This window comes from Ulvibacterium sp., assembly GCF_965228935.1.
Taxonomy (GTDB): domain Bacteria; phylum Bacteroidota; class Bacteroidia; order Flavobacteriales; family Flavobacteriaceae; genus Ulvibacterium.
Window position 1 is genome coordinate 5,049,633 of the sequence record NZ_OZ245846.1, and the last position, 20,815, is coordinate 5,070,447.

Genomic DNA, 20,815 nt, shown 5'->3' on the forward strand with positions numbered 1-20,815 from the left:
CATGGCGCATGCCATTGTTATTGGATCCGGTATTGCCGGTATTGCCTCTGCGCTACGATTACGGAAAAAAGGATACGAGGTCACCGTAATGGAGGCCAACCCGTATCCCGGTGGCAAACTTCATGCTATGGAAAAGAAGGGCTATCGTTTTGACCTTGGCCCCTCCCTTTTTACCATGCCTCATTTGGTTACCGAGCTTTTTGAGCTTTTTGATGTTAAGCCGGAACCGTATTTTTCCTATTTCCAGAAAGAGACCGTATGCAACTATTTTTGGAACGATGGCACTCGGTTTACGGTAAACTCGAATATGGACACTTTTGTAAAGGACGCTTGCAAAGCTTTCGGCACCTCCCAAAAATCCTTGAGGCACTATCTAAAACAAAATCGCAGAAAATATGAATTGACCGCTCCACTTTTTTTGGAAAAATCATTGCACAAAGTATCCTCCTATATCTCCAAGGATACGATAAAGGCCATTTCCCAAATCGGGAAGCTGGACATCAACACCTCTTTGGATGAGGTCAACAAAACCTATTTTGAACATCCCAAACTGGTTCAACTCTTCAATAGATATGCTACTTATAACGGTTCATCTCCTTTTAAAACACCGGGTATTATGTCTATGATTCCCCATTTGGAAATGCATTATGGCACCTATTTTCCCAAAGGCGGAATGCATACTATAGCAATGAGCCTTTACCATTTGGCCATATCACAAGATGTTCGCTTCAGTTTTGACTCTAAAGTGGACCGTATCAATGTAGCACAAGGAAAAGTCAATGGAGTAGAATCCGCATCCGGTTTTCACAAAGCCGATCTGGTGGTGTCCAATATGGACATATATCCCACCTACAAAAATCTATTACAGGGGCAAAAACAGCCCGGACGCGTATTGCAACAGGAACGTTCCAGCTCCGCCCTAATTTTTTATTGGGGAATTTCCAGGAACTTTCCCGAGTTGGACCTGCACAATATTTTTTTCAGTACTTCCTATTCCCGGGAGTTCAAGGCTATTTTCCAAGAAAGAACGCTATGTGAAGATCCTACGGTCTACATCAATATCACCAGCAAAGAGGAGCCGTCGGATGCACCTGAAGGCCATGAAAACTGGTTCGTGATGATCAACGCCCCCGGGGACTATGGTCAGGATTGGGATTCCTTAAAGCGAAAGGCCCGTCATTGGATCATACAAAAACTAAGTGCCCGGCTACAGGTAAACCTGGAATCCTTGATTACCGTAGAGCATGTTCTTGACCCGGTAGGTATAGCATCCAGTACTAGTTCCTATAGAGGTGCATTGTACGGAGCGGCGAGCAATTCCAAATTTGCGGCTTTTCTACGTCACCCCAACTTTACCTCCTCCATTAAAAATCTCCTTTTTTGTGGGGGCTCGGTACATCCCGGAGGAGGGATTCCACTTTGTTTGCTTTCCGCCAAAATCGTAGGGGATCTGGCACCAAAACCACTAAACCATGCTTGAACGATTGGAACAAAACAAAGTGGGACTGGCCATCGGCATTATCTGGCTTTTTCATATCTCCGCTATTATTGGCATTGCATTGGGCCATTTTCAGTGGTTCATTGAAAAGACCCCTTTGAACCTTATTATATTTTTGGTACTCTTCTTTTGGGTATACCCGGTCCATACCGTCAAAAGACTACTGGCCTTTCTCATTTTCTTTTCATGTGGGATATTTACGGAATGGCTCGGGGTAAACTACGGGATACTTTTTGGAAACTATGAATATGGCACTAATCTTGGTCCAAAGCTGGATGGAGTACCCTATCTAATCGGGGCGCTTTGGGCACTGCTCACCTTTGTCTGTGCAGGAATAGTAGATTATCTTTCAATATCAAAAACCTTAAAAATATTAATTGCGGCACTATTGATGGTGGCACTCGATTTTTTTATGGAACAAAGCTCCCACCTTTTGGACTTTTGGACCTTTGAGGGTAATTTGGCATCCTACCCCAATTATGTGACCTGGTTCCTTTTGGCCTTGGTACTTCAGTTTATTCTTAGGGCTTTGGATATCCAGGGAAACAGACTTTTTTCCATCCATATATATCTGTCCCAGTTGGTGTTTTTCCTTTTCTTTTATTTGAGATAAGTCCTTAATTCCGGCAGTGGGTCTTTCCCGTTCCAAGTACCCATTGATTTATAGGGCTGAAACCTACTGAACATTTCCTCCCCATACCAATCAAGCTGTCGTGTCTTTTCAATCGCCTTCCGATGTGCCTTGCTTCGATAAGCAAAATCCATAAGCGATTCCTTATCCCGCCAGATACTAAACGTAGCCATTTGGATAAAAGGTGCCTCACCAACGCCTTTGGTAAAGACTAGCCCTTTGTTAGTCGTCAAAGGTTGCCGAGAGGTTGGAACGTAGTTCCAAAACCTGATCAACCATCTCAATTTTATTGTAGCACGTGTAATTACCGAAATATAGGGATTGTGTTCACTTAACGTATTGCTTTCAATGAAGGGATTGCTTCCGGACCATTTGCCCTTGGCACTAATGTTGCCCATATAGAGTGTCCATTGCTCGGTACTTTTTCTTTGATAGCTTTCCATTAAATCTGAGGTATCAAAAAAGGAATTCGCCTTTTCCTCATTCTCCCAAACCTGTAAGAGACCGTAAACAGACCAATCCGGTAAGGGGTTAAAGCCTACTTTTCCACTGCCCAATAATTTATAAAATTGAAGCCCCTTGGTACGGGACAACGGGCCATGCGCAAATTGCATCATCCAAAAGGCCCAAAGTTTTTGCTTTAAACTGGAATATCTGAAAAAGGTAAGTGTGGTTACTTGATCGGCCCCCATGTTCATTTGGCACTAATCAAACCATCCAATTCTTTCCTAACTTCTTCACTGTACCAATCCATAGAACCTGTTTCGGCACGAATTATCTTTCCATTCCTGTCAACGATATACGTAGTAGGAAGTACCTTTGACGTCAGGACATCGGGCCCTTGGGTCTTGGAATAATAAACCGGCAGGTCATAGCCTTTCTTGTTCAAAAATTTGGAAACACGCTCCGGTTCGTCCCTAGCTACGAACATAAAAGTAACTTTGTCCTTATATGCGTCGTACAATTTTTGAAGACTTGGCATTTCCGCAACACAGGGCGGGCACCATGTTGCCCAAAAATTAAGAAATACTACTTTTCCTTTTTGGGCCTCAAAATTAAACGTATTGAAATCCGTATCCTCCAATTCCCACACGTAGGAATCCAAAGGGGGCTGCATTTTCGTCTTGATCATTGCAGAGCTTTGGGCGACCCATCCGCTTAATTTTGCCTTGACCCTATTCCCTAAAGGGGTAAAAAACAACAGTACCAAAGTACCCAGGACCAAAAGGCGTAAAAAAACGTGTTTTTTTGAATATCTCACTATGTCCCGGTATTTAGAAGTTCATCCAATAATTGGTGAACCGATGTTGTATTCCAATTCGTAATGTCATCTTCCTTTACCACTATATACCCATCCTTATCTATGATATAGGAGGCAGGAGGTTCCAAAACCAGAATTGGCGAACGCCCACCAATAATTAAATAGGTGACGGGAAAGGTAAAACCTTTTACCTCCATAAATTCTTCCACAGGAGGTCGTTCCTCGTTGGTTATGATGTAAAAGTCCACTTTGTCCCCGTAGACATCGTACAACTTCTGAATACCTTTGAGTTCCGCTGCACAAGGTAACCGCCATGAGGCCCAAAAATTGATAAAGACCACATTTCCCTTGGATTTTTCAAAACTGAAAAAATCCCATTGGTCATCCTTGAGCTTCCAATCATAATCTGACAGCCTGTCCCGCTTCGAGATTGGAATTATGTCCGGGGCGACTGAAAACAGTTGATTCAACCATACTTTGCCGTGATAACCCAAGGGTGTTACGAACAATGCCAAAACCAAGGAAATGACCAAAAGTGTGAGTATTGTACTTCGTTTCATATTACACCCAAACAAAAAACTCCCAATGATCGGGAGTTTTGTATTCAAATTATTTTGATTCAGGCATTTTCCCGTTTGATTACGTTCAATGCGGAGCCCTCCTTAAACCATCCAATTTGTGCATCATTATAGGAATGATTTGCCATTATGTTCTCCTTGCTTCCATCGGCATGAATCACCTCAATGGTAAGTGGCCTGTCCGGGGCGAAATCGGCAATATCCACAAAATTGAAGGTATCATCCTCCTGAATACGGTCATAATCATCCTCATTGGCAAAAGTCAACGCAAGCATCCCCTGCTTCTTAAGGTTCGTTTCATGGATACGGGCAAAGGACTTCACCAATACCGCGGCGACTCCTAAATGTCTGGGCTGCATGGCCGCATGTTCCCGGGAAGAACCTTCACCATAGTTGTGATCTCCCACAACAATAGTCTTGATTCCCTGTGACTTATATGCCCTTTGGGTATCCGGAACGCCGCCATACTCCCCTTCCAACTGATTTTTTACAAAGTTGGTTTTCTTGTTAAATGCATTTACCGCGCCAATCAACGTATTATTGGCAATATTATCTAAATGCCCCCTATAGCGCAACCAGGGTCCCGCCATGGAAATATGATCGGTGGTACACTTTCCAAAGGCCTTGATCAACAATTTCATACCCTGTAATTGTTCCGGTTTTATGGGCTCAAAGGGAGCCAACAATTGTAACCTTTCCGAAGTGGGGCTAACTTTTACCTGAACATCAGATCCATCTTCCTTGGGCGCGATGTAACCGGCATCCTCCACGGCAAAACCTTCGGGTGGAAGTTCATATCCCCTTGGCTCGTCCAGCATAACCTCTTCCCCTTCCTCATTGATCAATTTATCCGTAACGGGATTGAAATCCAGCCGCCCGGCAATGGCAATCGCGGTTACCAATTCCGGGGAACCCACGAAAGCCAATGTATTCGGATTTCCATCCGCACGTTTCGCAAAATTCCGGTTAAAGGAGTGTACGATGGTATTTCGGGGGCCATTGGCGGCCTTATCCCCATACCGATCCCACATCCCGATGCAAGGACCACAGGCATTGGCAAAGACCGTAGCCCCAATATCATTGAACGTATTGATAAATCCATCGCGTTCTATAGTATAGCGCACCTGCTCGGAACCTGGTGTAATCGTAAATTCGGATTTCATTTTTAAATCCTTATCGGCTACCTGTTTGGCCAGTGAGGCAGCCCGCGAAATATCCTCGTAGGAGGAGTTGGTACATGAACCTATCAATCCCACCTCAACATTCAAAGGCCAATCGTTTTCCTTGGCGGCCTCGCCCATTTTTGAAATAGGCGTAGCCAAATCCGGAGTAAAGGGCCCGTTAAGATGTGGCTCCAATTCCGAAAGGTTTATTTCGATGACCTGGTCAAAGTACTGTTCTGGATTTGCATAAACTTCGGGATCCGCGGTCAGATGCTCCTTTACCTCCAATGCCGCATCGGCCACATCGGTCCGATCCGTGGCCCTTAGGTATCGGTCCATGGAGTCGTCATATCCAAAGGTGGAAGTGGTAGCCCCTACCTCGGCACCCATATTGCAAATGGTCCCTTTTCCGGTACAGGACATGGACGTGGCCCCTTCCCCAAAATATTCCACAATGGCTCCGGTACCCCCTTTTACGGTAAGGATATCAGCTACTTTAAGAATTACATCCTTTGGCGCTGTCCAACCGGATAACTTTCCGGTCAACTTGACCCCAATAAGCTTGGGAAACTTCAATTCCCATGCCATGCCTGCCATTACGTCGACCGCATCGGCTCCTCCTACTCCAATGGCCACCATGCCCAATCCTCCCGCGTTTACCGTGTGGGAATCCGTCCCTATCATCATTCCTCCGGGAAAGGCATAGTTTTCCAGAACTACTTGATGAATGATCCCGGCACCCGGTTTCCAAAAGCCGATTCCATATTTATTGGATACGGATTCCAAAAAATCAAATACCTCGTTGCTGGTCTGATTCGCCCTTTTCAAATCTGCCTCAGCTCCTACCTTGGCCTGAATCAAATGGTCACAATGAACCGTCGTGGGAACTGCCACCTTGGGCTTTCCGGCGTGCATGAACTGTAGCAACGCCATTTGGGCCGTCGCATCTTGACATGCCACCCTATCCGGAGCAAAATCCACATAATCCTTACCCCTGACAAAAGCCTTGGTCGCCTTGCCATCCCATAAGTGGGAATACAATATTTTTTCCGAAAGCGTAAGCGGTTTACCAACGATTTTTCGAGCAGCTTCTACCTTTTCCCCGATGTTGGCGTACACCGTTTTTATCATGTCAATATCAAATGCCATTCTATTCTTGGTTTTAATTGTTGCAATTCAGTAAAATTAAGAAAATCCAAGGGGCAAAAGAAATTTTTTGAACGCGTAAGGCAACTATTTTAAGGGAATTGCAGAAAAATTATGGGTTTAATCATAATTTGGTTCATCTACCCGAAAAAGTGGAAGAAAAATAACGTTCCGGTAGCTATTTTTCAATTCGAAAGGCCTTGACAAAAATAGGGAAGTTGACATTCCTTTGCCCCGTCTCACCCCAAACCGATCTTAACCTATCCATGAAATCATCCACAGGGTTTTGGCCCTTGTTCCGATCCCTATAATTTTGAACACTGGACCATGTATTGAGATATCCTTCCAAACGTCTTAAATCCCATGAAACGGTTATGGCAAAGTTCGAATCCATGGCAATAGGTTCAAAGTCCAGTTCAATGGTGTCATAGGAAGCATCAATATGTCTTCTTTCCTTGTCCCAATACGGACCAACGACCTCCTTGTAAAAGTGATCCATTAGTTCATCGACCACCGGGGAGATCCGTAGCAGTCCATAGCCCCATACTGCAAGTAGACATCCGTTTTTGGCCACTCTTTTGACCTCTCTATTGAATGCAGCCACATCAAACCAATGAATGGCCTGTGCCACCGTTATTAAATCAAATTGATTATCTGAGAAGCTCGTATTTTCGGCCCTTTCGACCTTAAAAATAACGTTGTCCCGGTTTCCGGCATTTTGGACTTGTTCTTGGCTGATGTCCGTGGCAAAAACAGTACGAAAATATGGGGAAAGTGCCGAAGCGACCTGACCGTTTCCGGTACCACAGTCCCAGCAGGCATCCCTTGCTTGCACCCATTTCAATACTTCCCCGTATAAGGTATCCGGATACGTTGGACGAAATTTTTTATATGCTTTGGATTGTTTTGAAAATTTGTCCTTTGCCCTTTTCATCCTGAAAAGTTAGGAAAAATCCCTAAAGAAGCTTAGTTATGATATCCTCCTCGGAAATACCTTCCGCCTCCGCCTTGTAGTTTTTTATGATCCTATGCCTGAGAATTCCCATAGCCACGGCCCTGACATCTTCCATATCCGGAGAAAACTTGCCCTGTACGGCGGCGTTGGCCTTGGCGCCTAAAATAAGGTTTTGGGAGGCCCTTGGACCGGCACCCCAATCAATATATTGCTTTACAAAATCCGAGGCCGATGACAAAACGGGACGTGTACTGTTGACCAAATTAACCGCATACCCCACAACATTGTCCGGTACGGGAATCCTACGGATCAAATGCTGGGTCTCCAATATTTCTTGGGCATTAAAAAGTGCCTTTACCTTTGGAAATTCGTCATTGGTGGTAGTCTTTACCACACGTATCTCCTCTTCAACGGATGGGTACTTTAGTTCTATAGCGAACATAAAACGATCCAATTGCGCTTCCGGCAAAGGATAGGTACCCTCTTGTTCTATAGGATTTTGTGTGGCCAGTACAAAGTAGGGCAATTCCAATTTATAACGTTGCCCGGCAATGGTAACGGCACGCTCCTGCATGGCCTCCAAAAGTGCAGCCTGGGTCTTTGGCGGCGTACGATTTATCTCGTCCGCCAGGATGATATTGGCGAATACCGGACCCTTTATAAACTTGAAATTCCGGTTTTGATCCAAGATCTCACTTCCCAGAATATCACTGGGCATAAGATCCGGTGTAAATTGGATACGTTTGAAATCCAGCCCCAAGGTCTGGGCTATGGTATTTACCATTAGGGTCTTGGCCAACCCCGGCACGCCTATCAGCAGCGAATGGCCTCCCGTATAAATGGACAATAAAATCTGGTCTATGACCTTTTCCTGACCGACAATGATCTTGGCGATTTCCTGTTTTAGCGCACTATGTTTTTCTACAAGTTGATTGATCGCCGTAACGTCTGACATTCCCTTAATTCTTTACCCAATTGTTGGCAAAATTGCATTCCCTATTGTTGTCGTTTACGCTAATGTAGGTATCCTCAATATGTTCGTCCATCCATTTTTTTATGGCTTTATACTGCTTTTCCGTAAGTGCCAATTGTTGGATTTTGGTATAGTCCCTTGCGAAATCGGCCACATGTTCATCATACCTGTTGGTAACCTTTAAAATCTTATACTTTGGCCCGCCCCCACGTGGATCTTCCTCGAAGATAGGATAGGAAATCTCATTGTCCTTTAAATTTCTTACCTGATTGTACAATGTGGGATCCATTTTGGTCAATTCAAATTTTGAATCAAAATTGGTGGGGTTCCGTAGCAACCCGCCATCAAATTTGGTCTCCTTTTCATCCGAAAAATTCAATGCGGCCTCGGCAAACGTAAATTTTTCGTCCAGAATGTTCTGTCTTATACTATCCAATTCGGCCTTGGCCTCGTCCAAAGCATCTTGTGAAATCTCAGGTTGAATTAAAATATGGCGAAGATCCAATTCCTGGCCCCTGATTTTCTCGATATAAATGATATGGAAACCGAACATGGTCTCAAAGGGATCGGACACCTCGCCTTGCCGCAAACTGAAAGCTACGTCCTTAAATGTCTTGTCAAATCCGGATTTCTTTGTAATACCGTTGTAAAGTCCACCTCTGGGTTTTGAGCCCGGGTCTTGGGAGTATAGAATGGCCTTTACACTAAAGCTGGCATCGTTGTCCTCAACATCGGCCTTTATGGTATTGAGTTTATCAATAACCTTCTGCTTTTCGGCATCGGTGGGCTTTGGCTGCTTTACAATTTGGGAAATCTCAAGCTCGGCACCGAATACTGGGCGTTCATCCTCGGGAATCTTACTAAAAAACTGCCGTACTTCCTCCGGGGTAATCTCAATTTCCGAGATAATATCGCGCTGCATTTTTTCGGACAACATACGAAGTTTGTTGATTTTGCTGATCTCTTCCCGCAAACTGACCTCGTCATCTTTTCTGTAAAACCTCAGCAACTTGGCCATTGAACCGGTTCTTGAGACCAATTCCTGAATTTGTGCCTCAGTGGTCGCGGCAACCTCATCATCCGATACCAAAAGGCTATCCTGCACCGCTTGATGCGCATACAGACGGTCTTCCATAAGCTTTCCCAAAAGCCCGCAACGAGTGATATCCTCTGTGGATGCGCCTTGACTTTTTAGGTCTATCAGTGTTTTGTCGATATCGGAATCCAGGATTACATAATCACCCACTACCGCAGCGATACCATCCAACTTTATTCTTTTAAAGCTCTCGGACGAGTCTTTTTTGATTTCGGCCTCAGCTTGCATCGGGGAGGCCGTAGGCTCCGTTTGGGAATCCGATGTATCGGTGCTCATTTGGGCCGATACCGTTCCCTGGGCAAATAGGAATACCCCTAAAACTAGGAATTTAGTTATTTTGTGCATAGACCTCGAATTCATTTTGTTTAATGGCTTCATCTAATATTTCCGTTTCCAATTTTCGAATATAGTTTAATTTCCTCCTGCTCAAAAGTACTTGTTTGATGGTAGGTTCTATAAAGGACAAAGGTGCTATTTCATTGACCTGACGCACATCGTTTATCCTAGCCAAATATACCCCTACTGAATCCTCCAATTCAAAAAATTGTGATTTTTTTAAGTATCGATCCTGGTTTTCAAGGGTCAAGGGGGGAATTTCCTCTATGACCCTAGAGGCTCTTATCCATATGGAATCGTTGAAGTTTAATTTTCGAAATTGTACTCCTATGGAATCCAAGTAGACCATATCTTCTTCCTTAAAACTTTTTAGCCGTTTTATGACTTCCCCTTTATTCAAAAATTCGGTGGGGAGTTCAATGAAACGAAGTTGTACGAGCTTCTCCTTCAATTTGAAGTTTTCCTTTTCGCGCTCATAAAAGCTTTCCAATTGGGACGGGCTTACCAAGGTATCACTTCCCTGGTTTACCAACGCTTCCTTATAGGCCCTAGTATATAGGTCTGTGCGGTAATCGGCGACCAAGGCATCGAACTCGGCCAATTTTTCCTCTTGCAAATTAATTTTTGCCCTGTCCAATAACAGTTGTTTGGAGGCCCAATTATTGATGTAATTGGTGACAAAGGAAGCACTGTCCTCGGGGGATATTCCCTTTCTCAACAAGGGCGAAACGTCCTCCTTGTACAAGTAGCGCTCCCCTACCCTTGCCAATGGCACTTTCTCCTCATTTTCCTTTAAATAGGAACCGCAGGACAACGTAAGGAGCACTACAAAAAGGCAAAGGAATACTACTAGCCTTGCATTGCTTAAAAGGGTAAACATCCCGCAAAAATAAAAATTAAAGTGTGCTTAACAAGTTATAAACCTTGGATTAACACATTTTTGGCCGCCAGCCCTCTTTTATTTTATTACATTAGTAGGGCGAATGCAACAACTATACCGACCATGAAATACACTACGGAAATCACTATTGATATTCCCTTGGATGAATTTGTCCGGAAATTGGACAATCCCGATAATATGAAGCATTGGCAACGTGGCCTTGTGGGCTATAAACATCTCTCGGACACACCGGGAGAGGAAGGGGCCCAAATGGAACTAAGCTATAAAATGGGGAAACGGGATATGGTGCTCATAGAAACGATCATTAGAAGCAATTTCCCGTATGAATTTCACGCCACCTACGATACCAAAGGGGTACATAACATTCAGAAGAATTATTTTAAGGATGTTGACGGACATAGTACCCGATGGATATCCGAATCCGAATTCCAGTTTGCCAGTTTCATGATGAAACTGATGGGTTTCCTTATGCCCGGCGCCTTTAAAAAACAATCCCAAAAATATGCCCAAGATTTCAAGGCCTTTGCGGAAAAGGGCGTCTCCGTAGCGGATTCATAAGTACCAGTAGAAAAATGAGCAGAAGAATTAAACTTATTTGGGACTTTAGGGGGCCGGTAGCGGATAAAACGGCAGAACACCATGAAATACATTTAAAGCAATATAGTGCTCTGGAGGGCCTGGAAGAGACCCTTACCGGTTTTCAATATATGAACGAAGTCCATAGCGTGGCCTATATAGTGGTTCCGGAATCGGAAATGATCAAGGTAAGGGACGCTTTAAAGCCCCATCGCGGCGAAGTCCATGAAGAGGTTTCCTTGGAACCTCCAAAAGAAGGAAAATAGCGCAATAGGGAAAAGCTACATTTTATAATCAAGATAACCCACCAAACCTTAAACCGGTATGAGAATATTCTTTTTTTCACTTGTTATGTGCGGTGTTCTGGCCGCCTGTTCCAATGCCCAAGTTTTGGAAAATCCCTTGCAAAAGGTACTTTCCTCGGAAAACCCGAATATAAAAAGGGTCATGGACAGTGTGGATCAATATGAAGTGCAGATCCGGTATACCCAACTAGATCGAATAAAGGATAGCATCCTTTTTACAGATTACGATTTTCAGGTGGATGGGAAAAACTATTTCTATCCTGCAAGCACGGTAAAATTCCCCATTGCCGTCTTGGCCCTAGAAAAACTGAACGAAATTGATACATTGCACAGGGATACCCGTTTTTATGTGGAAGGTGATTCCGTTGAGACCACTTTTGCGAAAGCCATTTCCGAAATTTTTGCCGTAAGTGACAATCATGCCAACAATCGTTTGGTGGAGTTTTTAGGTCAGGATGCGATTAATGATCGGTTAAGAAGCAAAGGTATTGGCCCGGTACGGATTTCCCATCGTTTGGGTTACCACTCCGACGATGTCACCACCAAACCTTTGGTAATCTATCTTAACGACAGTACTACTGCCACATTGGAGGGGAGCATTAACACCGCCCCAAGGCCGCTGGAACTGAACAAGATAAGAAAAGGAACAGGGTTTTATGAGGAAGACTCGTTACTAGAGGGGCCTTTTGACTTTAGCCTAAAGAATCATTATCCCATAGATGCCCAGCACGGGGTTTTGAAGAGGGTCATTTTCCCGGAGAAGTTTTCAGAAAAAGAAAAATTCCGTCTCACCGAGTCGCAACGTGAGTACCTATTAAGTACAATGCATACCTTACCCAAGGCCGTGGGTTACGATCCGGTGGAGTATTATGACGGGTATTGTAAATTCTTTTTGTATGGCGATACCAAGGAAAACATTCCCGATCACATCAAAATTTACAACAAGGTAGGCTTTGCCTATGGTACACTTACGGACTGCGCCTATATTGTGGACACCAAAAATGATGTGGAATTCATGCTTTCGGCGACTATCTTGGTCAATAAGGACGGCATCTTTAACGACAATCAGTACGAATATGATGGGATCGGCATCCCGTTTTTGGCAGAATTGGGGAGACAACTCTATGATTACGAACTGAAGCGCAATAAATAAAACACTATGGAAAAGCTAAGTTTTGATTCCTTCACCAAGAAAATCTATATACAAGCTACCCGGGAAAAACTCTATTGGTGCTGGGCAACTCCAGAAGGTATCTGTTCCTGGTTCTTAAGGAAGGCCGAATACATCTCCCCAGAAGGTCAAACGCGTAGCGCCGAGGCTTCTATGCAGACCGGTGACGACTATGTTTGGGGATGGCACAATTGGGATCCCTTGGAAAAAGGAAAGGTAGTACAGGCCAACGGTACCGATTTCCTGGAGGTTTCTTTTGCGGACAGCAAAGTTTCCGTACATATAGAAGACCAGGGAAATGTATGCCTACTAACTTTAAGACAATATGATATTCCCATAGATGAGCAGAGTAGGTTAAACATCCATTTTGGTTGCAGTAATGGCTGGACCTTTTGGCTGGCCAATTTAAAGGCCCATCTGGAATATGGTATTCTACTCAATGAAACGGAAAGGGATCTCCGCAACATTCCGTTGGCAGGGTTCGAGTTTGTAAACATGTAATGGCATATCAAAAGGTTTGTAGACCGGACCTTACCTAAGAAATCCGACACTACTTCCGCAAAAGTTAGGTCGGCCCATATTCATCCAGAATTCCGCTTCAACGGTTTTGATTCAAAAGATGCAGTATATCAGAAAGTTCCGATTCGGAAGGGATGCCATAAAATTCAATCTGGTGACCAAAGGCGGGCAAAGCATAAATTGCAAGTAACAAAGCCCTAGTTTTCTCATAAGTTCGCTATCTTTCCTGTATGGAAAAGAAAGGATTTTTTGGTCATGAAAAACAATAAGACATTTGAGGGACTCCAACGCTTTCCCCTCTTGCAAAGTATCCCCGACGAACAACTTCAATGGCTAAGTGAACATTTGGAGATCGCTGAAATCCCCAAGGGGGGCTACCTGTTCGAAAGGGGAAGTCCCATTGATCATCTCATGCTTATTTTCGAAGGGGATTTTGAGCTGTACCTAATGCAGAACAACAGTCGCAAGGCATTTGGAAGGCTCCAAAAGCACGACATCTCAGGGCTTTTACCTTTTTCACGGGCCAAGGAAGCCTCAGGTTTCGCTATTGCGGTGACACCCGGGACAGTGGGCAAACTACATCGGAATCACCTTAAAGAACTGATACGGAGACACTATGAATTGACCGAGGTTTTGGTACACGAAATGAACAACCGTATCCGGAATATCACCCATATTGAAGTCCAAAATGAAAAACTGATCGCTTTGGGAAAACTATCCGCAGGTCTGGCCCACGAACTGAACAATCCAGCTTCGGCCATGGTACGGAGTGCGGCACTCTTGCAACAACATTTGATGGGATTGCCCGCCGATTTCAAACAGGTGATCAAGATTAAGACGGATGACGACGCCATTGATGAGGTTAATCGCTTCATGTACCAGAAATTGGAGGAGAAACCTACTGAACTTACTTTATTGGAAAAAAACACCCTGGAGGATGATTTGTACGATTGGTTCTCCGATTGTAGTTTGGACGACAAATATGATTTGGTACCTCTGTTGGTAGAGTATCAGTTTAATACGGAGGATCTGCAATTCGTCAAGTCCCTGCTTCGGGAGGAGGATTTTAATCCTGTCCTAAAGTGGATTGTACAGAACATGACTACGCACAAGACCGTTACCGATATCAAGGAGGCCTCCTCAAGGATAGAGACCTTGGTACAGTCGGTAAAGACCTACTCCTATATGGATCAAAGTCTCGATTTTCAATTGTTGGACATTCACCAAGGAATTCAAAGTACGTTGAACGTACTTAACCATAAAATTGGTAAGGTAGGCCATGAAGTGACTACCCAGTTTGATCAAAACCTTCCAAAAATAAAAGGGTTGCCCGGTGAATTGAATCAGGTATGGACCAACTTAATCGATAATGCCATTGATGCCCTGCCTGACAAGGGCGGGAAATTGACCATTTGGACCAAAGGCAGGGGGAATTTTGCCTACGTCTACATTCAGGACAATGGACATGGCATCCCCGAAGAACATGCCAACCGAATCTTTGAGCCCTTTTTCACCACCAAGGAAGTGGGAAAAGGCACAGGTTTGGGATTGGATGTGACACAAAAAATTATAAAACAACACAATGGGCAGGTGAAGGTTACCTCAAGACCTGGGGAAACTGTTTTTGAGGTCTGTTTGCCCATTGGCCAAAATTCAGAAGAAGAGAATACATGAAAAAACCCATTATACTTGCTGTAGATGATGACGCCCAAGTATTGTCCGCCATAAGGAGTGACCTGCGATCGCGTTACCGAAATGATTACCGCATTATGGCCACGACCTCTGCCAAAGAGGCGTTGGAAGCGATCACTTCCTTGAAGAACAAAGGCGATGAAGTGGCACTTCTATTATCCGATCAAAGGATGCCGGAAATGTTGGGGGTGGATTTTTTGGAACAGGCTTTGGCCTCCTTTCCACAGGCCAAACGGGTTTTACTTACGGCCTATTCGGATACTGATGCGGCCATTAAGGCTATCAATGATGTACAGTTGGACTATTACCTTTTGAAACCCTGGAACCCGCCCGAGGAAAAATTGTTCCCCATTATCGATGATGTACTCCAGGACTGGTTGGCGCATTATTCCCCACCATTTTCGGGATTGCGCATCGTAGGCTATCAGTTTTCACCCAATACCCACTACATCAAGGATTTTTTGGCGGGAAACATGTTCCCGTATCAATTTCTCAATATTGAAAACGAGGACGTGGCCCAGGAATTGGCGCAAAGTAACCATTTGCAGGACAAGGACTTTCCAACGGTATTTTTTGAAGATGGGAGTCTTTTGAAAAATCCGGCACTTACGGCTATTGCCGAAAAATTAGGGTTGAATGTCAAAGCCCGGGAAGACCTTTACGATGTAGTCATCATAGGAGCAGGACCGGCAGGTTTGGCGGCTGCCGTATATGGAGGTAGCGAAGGACTGAATACCCTGCTTATCGATAGAAAGGCCCCAGGCGGCCAAGCAGGAACCAGTTCACGTATTGAGAACTACTTGGGTTTTCCTAAGGGGTTGAGCGGTTCCGATTTGGCAAGACGGGCCATTACCCAAGCCACACGTTTTGGTATCGAGTTTTTATCCCCCGTGGAAGTTAAGGCCATCAAAATACAGGATTCCTATAAGACCTTGACACTTTCCAATGATAGTGAGGTAAAGAGCAAGACCGTGGTTATTGCTACAGGAGTGGATTACCGAAAGTTATCCAACAAAGGGATGGAGCAATTGACCGGAGCAGGAGTATATTATGGTGCGGCGACCACCGAAGCATATACCTGTAAAGATGGTGAGGTATATGTTATAGGGGGTGGAAACAGTGCCGGACAGGGCGCCATGTACCTTTCAAAGTATGCCAAGAAGGTCCATATCATTATCCGGCGGGATTCATTGGTGTCTACCATGAGTTCCTATTTGATCGACCAAATCAACAATACTGCGAACATTGAGGTCGTTACCCATTCCGAGATTATGGAGGCCAAAGGAAATTCCCACTTGGAAACCGTAGTACTGCGAAATAAACAGAATAATGAGGAACAAGAAATGGAGGCACGCGCCATATTTATCTTTATAGGGGCCAAACCGTATACCGAATGGACAGGTGACCTTTTCCTAAAGGACGACAAGGGCTTTTTGGTCACCGGAAGGGAAGTTTTGGATCATCAAAATGGTAGCTTGAAATGGAAGAAAAACCAAGAGCCCTATCTTTTGGAGACCAGCGTACCCGGAGTTTTTGCTGCTGGTGATGTCCGTAGTGGCGCCATGAATCGTGTGGCATCGGCCGTAGGGGAAGGTTCCATGTCCATTAGTTTGGTGCACAAGTATTTGAGCGAGAATTAGGAAGTGGACTTTCAGCGAAATGAGATTATCTATTTGAATCGACTAGAACTTAAACTCCATGGTAAATACCGTATGTAATAGGATATCATCCAAGCCGCTTTCTTTTAAAAAGGCTCCTGGGAATATAAGGTTGGTTTCCAATTCCAAGACAATATTCGTATTCAATTCCAGTCCGGTAATGGTTCCTACTTGATGTCCAATAAATCGTTCTGTATTTAAGGATGGATATTCCAGAATCAAGGCCGGGTTGTACACCCCATCAGATCTGGAGAACCTCCAAAAGGCTACATAGTCCAGTTCCAGGGAGAACTTCCCAAAATTTCCGTTAACATACGGATGTACATCAACAAGGTTGGAAGGCCCAAAACGTGCAACCCTTCCAAAATAGGCCCCTCTCGGGTATAGGGCATCAAAAGTTTTAAGGGTATTATCATTGGGGTCATTGTCCCCACTTATGGCTTCGGTCTTTACCCCAATATTCAAATCTTCCTTGAACCAGTTGACGGATTTTTCAATGTTGAAGGAAGCCGTCCAAGCCGTGATATCCTGATCGCCAAAATCACCCAACTGATATACAAATTCGTTGTTGAAACGCCAATTTTTCCATTCACCAAAGTGTCTGAACCCCAGGGATGTCCTTCTATCATCCGCCGTGCCCAAATTCCATGTCTTGGCATCCTCTCGTTTGTACAGGGCATAAACGTCAAAATTCAAGGCATTCCCCCAGCTTTGGGTGGCATAAAGTCCCCCTATACTCTCCGTGAACTTTAAAAAATCATTGTCAAAGACTCCGGGTTGCTGCTGTACTGGGAGTCCAAAGAATACCCTTAGGGTGGTATTCTCGCTTTCATAATCCAAGGAGACCATGTCAAAGGACAATCGCACATTGGGGCCTTCCCGTACATCAACAAGACGACCACTTCCCAAACGAAGGTTCTGTCTACCCGCCAGCAAACTCCACCTATTGTTGAACCGGTACTTTGCGAAGAGTTGATTAATGGATAATTCATCCTTGTCCACTGGGGATAGGTTCTCCTTACTGGTGATGGTGCTGGAATTCAGTTCGGCAAAAAGTTCAAATGCCTCCCCCAATCTAAGATGGCTATGAAACATCAACCGATTCAGGAACCAGACATCGGTCTGGTCTTCTTCCCTACTGAACTGCTCATTGACAAAGGCCTCTGCCTGGAATCGATAGCTTCCCCCAAAACTCAAACTATTGTTTTCTCCCAGATCAATCCATTTCATTCCCTCATATAGGTTCTTGTCCTGTTTTTCCTGCCATGCAGACACATCGTCGTTCTGCCGAAGTAAACTAAAATCAGGATTTTCCCGTTGCCCACGGGCAGCAAATTCAACTACTAAAAAAAGTACTATAAAATGCCATTTTTTCATTTAAAACTTCCGTATCAACAGTACCCCGGTTATCAAAAACGCCACGCCCAGAAGCCTTTGCCAGTTCATGTGTTTGACAGGTAAGCCCAATAATCCGTAATGGTCCAGTATCAGTGAAACGACCATCTGACCGGTGACCACGAGCGAGAAGGTAAGGGCCGTACCTAGCTTTGGTGCAAGAATAATGACCGCTGCAACATAAAAGGCTCCCAAAATCCCGGCAATCCATACCATTGGGGATACGGTTCTAGTCTGCGATACTGTTCCAAAGTCGAATTTCAAAAGGAACAGGTACACCAATAGGCCCAATGAACCGATCAAAAAGGAGGCAAATGCCGCAAAGATGGGTTGTTGTACGGATTTCCCCAATTGCACGTTCAACCCGGCCTGTACGGGAAGCATAGCACCGGCAACAACGGCTAGGACAATATAGAGTACCTGTGCTTTCATGAATTTGGATTTTTATGGGATTACAGATAATAAAAAAGGCTGCCCAATGTATACTGGACAGCCTTTACCCTAGGGATTATTGCTTTATAAATTGCAATGCCACTACCAATTTCACGGTATCCGCAACAACGACACTTCCGGCCTCCGTAACCGCACTCCAAGTAAGGCCAAAATCCTTACGATTAAGTGTAGCATTCATTTCAAATCCGGCTTTGGTCTGGCCATAAGGGTCAACCGCTATGCCGTTAAAATCCACATCCAATTCAATGCTTTTGGTGACATCGCGAATGGTTAAATCCCCGGTCATTTTTTCGCCGTCGAATGAAGTGGACTTAAAAGTCATCTCAGGATAGGTTTCCGCACTGAAAAAGTCATTGGACTTTAGGTGGTTATCGCGGTCTGCATTTTTTGTGTTGATGCTTCCAACGGAAGCCACGAAATCAAAGTCCGCATTGCTGAAGTCATCCGATTCCGTAGTAACGGTCGCATTGAAATCCTCAAAATGACCGGTTACCGTAGAAATCATCATGTGCTTTACCTTAAACCCAATTTCTGAATGGGCGGTATCTAAATTCCATTTTGTTTTTACTATTGTTTCCATATCTATTTTTGTTTTAATTTTTATCGATTATTGTTTTTAAAGAATAGGTTTTAACTCAAATACAATTTTCTAAAGTCACCTGTGCGATAAAGGGGGGACCAGTCGGGTGCTACTTCAAGTAGCGGTGCCGGTGCATATCTTTCAAATGCATCGTATGCATGCACTACATTCCCGCCGACTGCGGTCAACTTGGCATGTGTGCGTGGAATCAAGGCATCCGGCACTTCCATAACGTCCTGGTTAAGGATGGTAAAATCGGCCAATTGCCCTTCCTTAATAGCACCCTTGCGCCCTTCGTCACCTGTAAACCATGCAGAACCTGTGGTCCACAATTTTAGGGCTTCCTCCCTGGTTAAAATGTTGTCTTCCCCATACATCTGTCTGCCTCCCCTAGATTGACCTGTTGCCAACCAGTGAATAGAGTACCATGGGTTGTATGAACTAACACGCGTGGCATCGGTTCCACCACCGACAGGAATACCCATTTTCAACATTTTCTTGATAGGTGGTGTTTGGGCCAATTTGGCCGCCCCATATCTTTTGACGAAGTCTTCGGCTTGGTAAGCAATTCTGTTTTGAATAGCCACCCCCATATTGAGTTTGGCAATGCGCTCTAGCGTTTTTTCCGAAAAGGTTTCGCCATGGTCTATAAATGTGCCCTTTGGAAGCGTACCATCACCAGCAGCCGCAACCTCTTCATAAATACTCAAAAGTATTTCTGCCGATTCATTGTATGTGATATGCTGTCTCCAAGGCCAGTTGTTCTCTGCCAACAGCTTGTAAATAGGCATGGCCACTTCCTTTACGTTGGATTCCAGGTTAGGACGTTCCTGGGCGAAAATTTCATAATCATATGCTGCCCATGCGATGTTCTCACCACCACCAATGAATCGGTACATATCATCACCATCACCTGGTTTTATCATCCCTATCCATTTTTTGTAGTCATCATATTCACGCCCTCCAACTTGTGGAAAAGTGTGGATACCTACCCTCACTGTTGACAAACCTTGTTTATGTACATCACCTATTACGTCATACGCATCAGGATACTGCATGCCACCACCACCGGCATCAGAAATGGAAGTAAGCCCCAATACATTCATTTCATTCATAAAATGACGGGTACCCAGTATTTGTTGTTCCTTGGATTTCGCCGGTAACTTGGTAAGCGTTTTATACATAATTAAGCCAGAAGGAGCGGCTGTAATAATACCCGTAGCCCTACCATATCTATCCTTTTCTATCCTTCCCTTGTAATAAAGGTCGATGGGCTCATTATCGTAGTTTAAGACTTCAACAGCCTTTCTGTTCAGCATACCATAGGCATAGAGGTAAAAGATATAAACCGGATGGTCAGGGGCCACCTTGTTTATTTCCTCTAAAGTGGGCATGCGTTTTTCCTTGAACTGCTCCCAAGAGAAGCCACCAACAACCCGTATCCATTGTCCTTTTGGGGTATGCCTTACCTCCTCTGCAAGCATTGCCAAGGCTTCTTCCACAGAACTTACCCAATCCCATCTCAATTCCAGGCCATAATGCAAACCTTCACGGACACCATGGGTGTGGGAGTCATTTAACCCTGGGATAATCCTATGATTTTTTGCATCAATAACTTTTGTGTTTCTTCCTATTAATTCGGACACCGTGTTGTTGGAACCAACCCTATAATAGCGCCCATCTTTAATGGCAAAAGCCTCTGCAGAAGGTATGTTGGGATCAATTGTTGTTACTTTGGCGTTCCGTACCACTAAATCGGCCGACCCTTTGATTTGAGAAAATCCATTTCCAAATAAAGAGGGCATGACCAGTGTAGAGGCTCCAGCAGCGAGCGATCCTTTCAGAAAGTTCCTGCGATCCATATTCTTTTTGTCAAATTTTTTCATGGTGTTTTTTGATAATTGTTATGGTTAAAACAAGTGTTCGTT

The 20,815-nt window shown here is 44.3% G+C and carries 20 protein-coding genes; 8 read left to right on the forward strand and 12 right to left on the reverse strand.

The window, feature by feature from the left end; genetic code table 11:
- The first annotated feature begins 1 nt into the window (after position 1).
- On the forward strand, positions 2-1,480 hold the full coding sequence (gene crtD / locus ACO06Y_RS21230) for a 1-hydroxycarotenoid 3,4-desaturase CrtD (RefSeq protein WP_422081058.1): 1,479 nt from the start codon (positions 2-4) through the stop codon (positions 1,478-1,480).
- Positions 1,473-2,111, forward strand: coding sequence for a carotenoid biosynthesis protein (locus ACO06Y_RS21235; protein ID WP_422081059.1), 639 nt, complete (start codon positions 1,473-1,475; stop codon positions 2,109-2,111). The genes crtD and ACO06Y_RS21235 overlap by 8 nt, the downstream gene beginning before the upstream one ends.
- Here ACO06Y_RS21235 and ACO06Y_RS21240 read toward each other — a convergent pair.
- From ACO06Y_RS21240 to ACO06Y_RS21275, 8 genes are all read right to left on the reverse strand, one after another.
- Positions 2,099-2,827, reverse strand: coding sequence for a DUF3291 domain-containing protein (locus ACO06Y_RS21240; protein WP_422081060.1), 729 nt, complete (start codon positions 2,825-2,827; stop codon positions 2,099-2,101). The two genes, ACO06Y_RS21235 and ACO06Y_RS21240, sit on opposite strands and share 13 nt — an antisense overlap.
- Complete coding sequence (locus tag ACO06Y_RS21245) at positions 2,824-3,390, reverse strand: TlpA family protein disulfide reductase (protein ID WP_422081061.1); 567 nt, start codon at positions 3,388-3,390, stop codon at positions 2,824-2,826. Before ACO06Y_RS21245 ends, ACO06Y_RS21240 begins: the two co-directional genes overlap by 4 nt.
- Positions 3,390-3,950 (reverse strand): TlpA family protein disulfide reductase, encoded by a 561-nt coding sequence (locus ACO06Y_RS21250; RefSeq protein ID WP_422081062.1) that lies wholly within the window; start codon positions 3,948-3,950, stop codon positions 3,390-3,392. The genes ACO06Y_RS21245 and ACO06Y_RS21250 overlap by 1 nt, the downstream gene beginning before the upstream one ends.
- Positions 3,951-4,009: 59 nt before the next feature.
- Complete coding sequence (locus ACO06Y_RS21255) at positions 4,010-6,280, reverse strand: aconitate hydratase (RefSeq protein WP_422081063.1); 2,271 nt, start codon at positions 6,278-6,280, stop codon at positions 4,010-4,012.
- A 175-nt stretch (positions 6,281-6,455) separates the two neighbouring features.
- Complete coding sequence (locus tag ACO06Y_RS21260; protein WP_422081064.1) at positions 6,456-7,211, reverse strand: class I SAM-dependent methyltransferase; 756 nt, start codon at positions 7,209-7,211, stop codon at positions 6,456-6,458.
- Between the two features lie 22 nt (positions 7,212-7,233).
- The gene (locus ACO06Y_RS21265) at positions 7,234-8,187 is read right to left on the reverse strand and encodes an AAA family ATPase (protein ID WP_422081065.1); all 954 of its coding nucleotides are present in this window, start codon (positions 8,185-8,187) and stop codon (positions 7,234-7,236) included.
- Between the two features lie 4 nt (positions 8,188-8,191).
- Positions 8,192-9,646, reverse strand: a complete 1,455-nt coding sequence (locus ACO06Y_RS21270; RefSeq protein ID WP_422081066.1) for a peptidylprolyl isomerase — start codon at positions 9,644-9,646, stop codon at positions 8,192-8,194.
- Positions 9,630-10,517 (reverse strand): peptidyl-prolyl cis-trans isomerase, encoded by an 888-nt coding sequence (locus ACO06Y_RS21275; RefSeq protein WP_422081067.1) that lies wholly within the window; start codon positions 10,515-10,517, stop codon positions 9,630-9,632. The genes ACO06Y_RS21270 and ACO06Y_RS21275 overlap by 17 nt, the downstream gene beginning before the upstream one ends.
- Before the next feature lie 123 nt (positions 10,518-10,640).
- On the opposite strand from ACO06Y_RS21275, the gene ACO06Y_RS21280 reads away from it, so the two are divergent.
- The 6 genes from ACO06Y_RS21280 to ACO06Y_RS21305 all read left to right on the forward strand — a co-directional run bounded on the left by ACO06Y_RS21280 (position 10,641) and on the right by ACO06Y_RS21305 (position 16,441).
- The gene (locus ACO06Y_RS21280) at positions 10,641-11,096 is read left to right on the forward strand and encodes an SRPBCC family protein (RefSeq protein ID WP_422081068.1); all 456 of its coding nucleotides are present in this window, start codon (positions 10,641-10,643) and stop codon (positions 11,094-11,096) included.
- Between the two features lie 14 nt (positions 11,097-11,110).
- Positions 11,111-11,380 (forward strand): hypothetical protein, encoded by a 270-nt coding sequence (locus tag ACO06Y_RS21285; protein ID WP_422081069.1) that lies wholly within the window; start codon positions 11,111-11,113, stop codon positions 11,378-11,380.
- A gap of 58 nt (positions 11,381-11,438) precedes the next feature.
- Entirely contained in the window at positions 11,439-12,572 is a 1,134-nt protein-coding gene (locus tag ACO06Y_RS21290) for a serine hydrolase (protein ID WP_422081070.1), read from the forward strand.
- A gap of 6 nt (positions 12,573-12,578) precedes the next feature.
- Complete coding sequence (locus ACO06Y_RS21295; RefSeq protein ID WP_422081071.1) at positions 12,579-13,091, forward strand: SRPBCC family protein; 513 nt, start codon at positions 12,579-12,581, stop codon at positions 13,089-13,091.
- A 273-nt stretch (positions 13,092-13,364) separates the two neighbouring features.
- Positions 13,365-14,783 carry a sensor histidine kinase gene (locus ACO06Y_RS21300; protein ID WP_422081072.1) on the forward strand — a complete coding sequence of 473 codons (1,419 nt, stop codon included), beginning with the start codon at positions 13,365-13,367 and terminating at the stop codon, positions 14,781-14,783.
- Positions 14,780-16,441: an FAD-dependent oxidoreductase gene (locus ACO06Y_RS21305; protein ID WP_422081073.1), complete on the forward strand. Its 1,662-nt coding sequence runs from the start codon at positions 14,780-14,782 to the stop codon at positions 16,439-16,441. The genes ACO06Y_RS21300 and ACO06Y_RS21305 overlap by 4 nt, the downstream gene beginning before the upstream one ends.
- A 42-nt stretch (positions 16,442-16,483) precedes the next feature.
- On the opposite strand, the gene ACO06Y_RS21310 is transcribed toward ACO06Y_RS21305, so the two are convergent.
- From ACO06Y_RS21310 to ACO06Y_RS21325, 4 genes are all read right to left on the reverse strand, one after another.
- Positions 16,484-17,836 (reverse strand): alginate export family protein, encoded by a 1,353-nt coding sequence (locus tag ACO06Y_RS21310; protein ID WP_422081074.1) that lies wholly within the window; start codon positions 17,834-17,836, stop codon positions 16,484-16,486.
- On the reverse strand, positions 17,837-18,286 hold the full coding sequence (locus tag ACO06Y_RS21315; protein ID WP_422081075.1) for a DMT family transporter: 450 nt from the start codon (positions 18,284-18,286) through the stop codon (positions 17,837-17,839). It abuts the gene before it with no gap.
- Between the two features lie 76 nt (positions 18,287-18,362).
- Positions 18,363-18,887, reverse strand: coding sequence for a YceI family protein (locus ACO06Y_RS21320; RefSeq protein WP_422081076.1), 525 nt, complete (start codon positions 18,885-18,887; stop codon positions 18,363-18,365).
- A 50-nt stretch (positions 18,888-18,937) separates the two neighbouring features.
- On the reverse strand, positions 18,938-20,773 hold the full coding sequence (locus ACO06Y_RS21325) for an amidohydrolase family protein (RefSeq protein WP_422081077.1): 1,836 nt from the start codon (positions 20,771-20,773) through the stop codon (positions 18,938-18,940).
- Between the last annotated feature and the right edge of the window lie 42 nt (positions 20,774-20,815).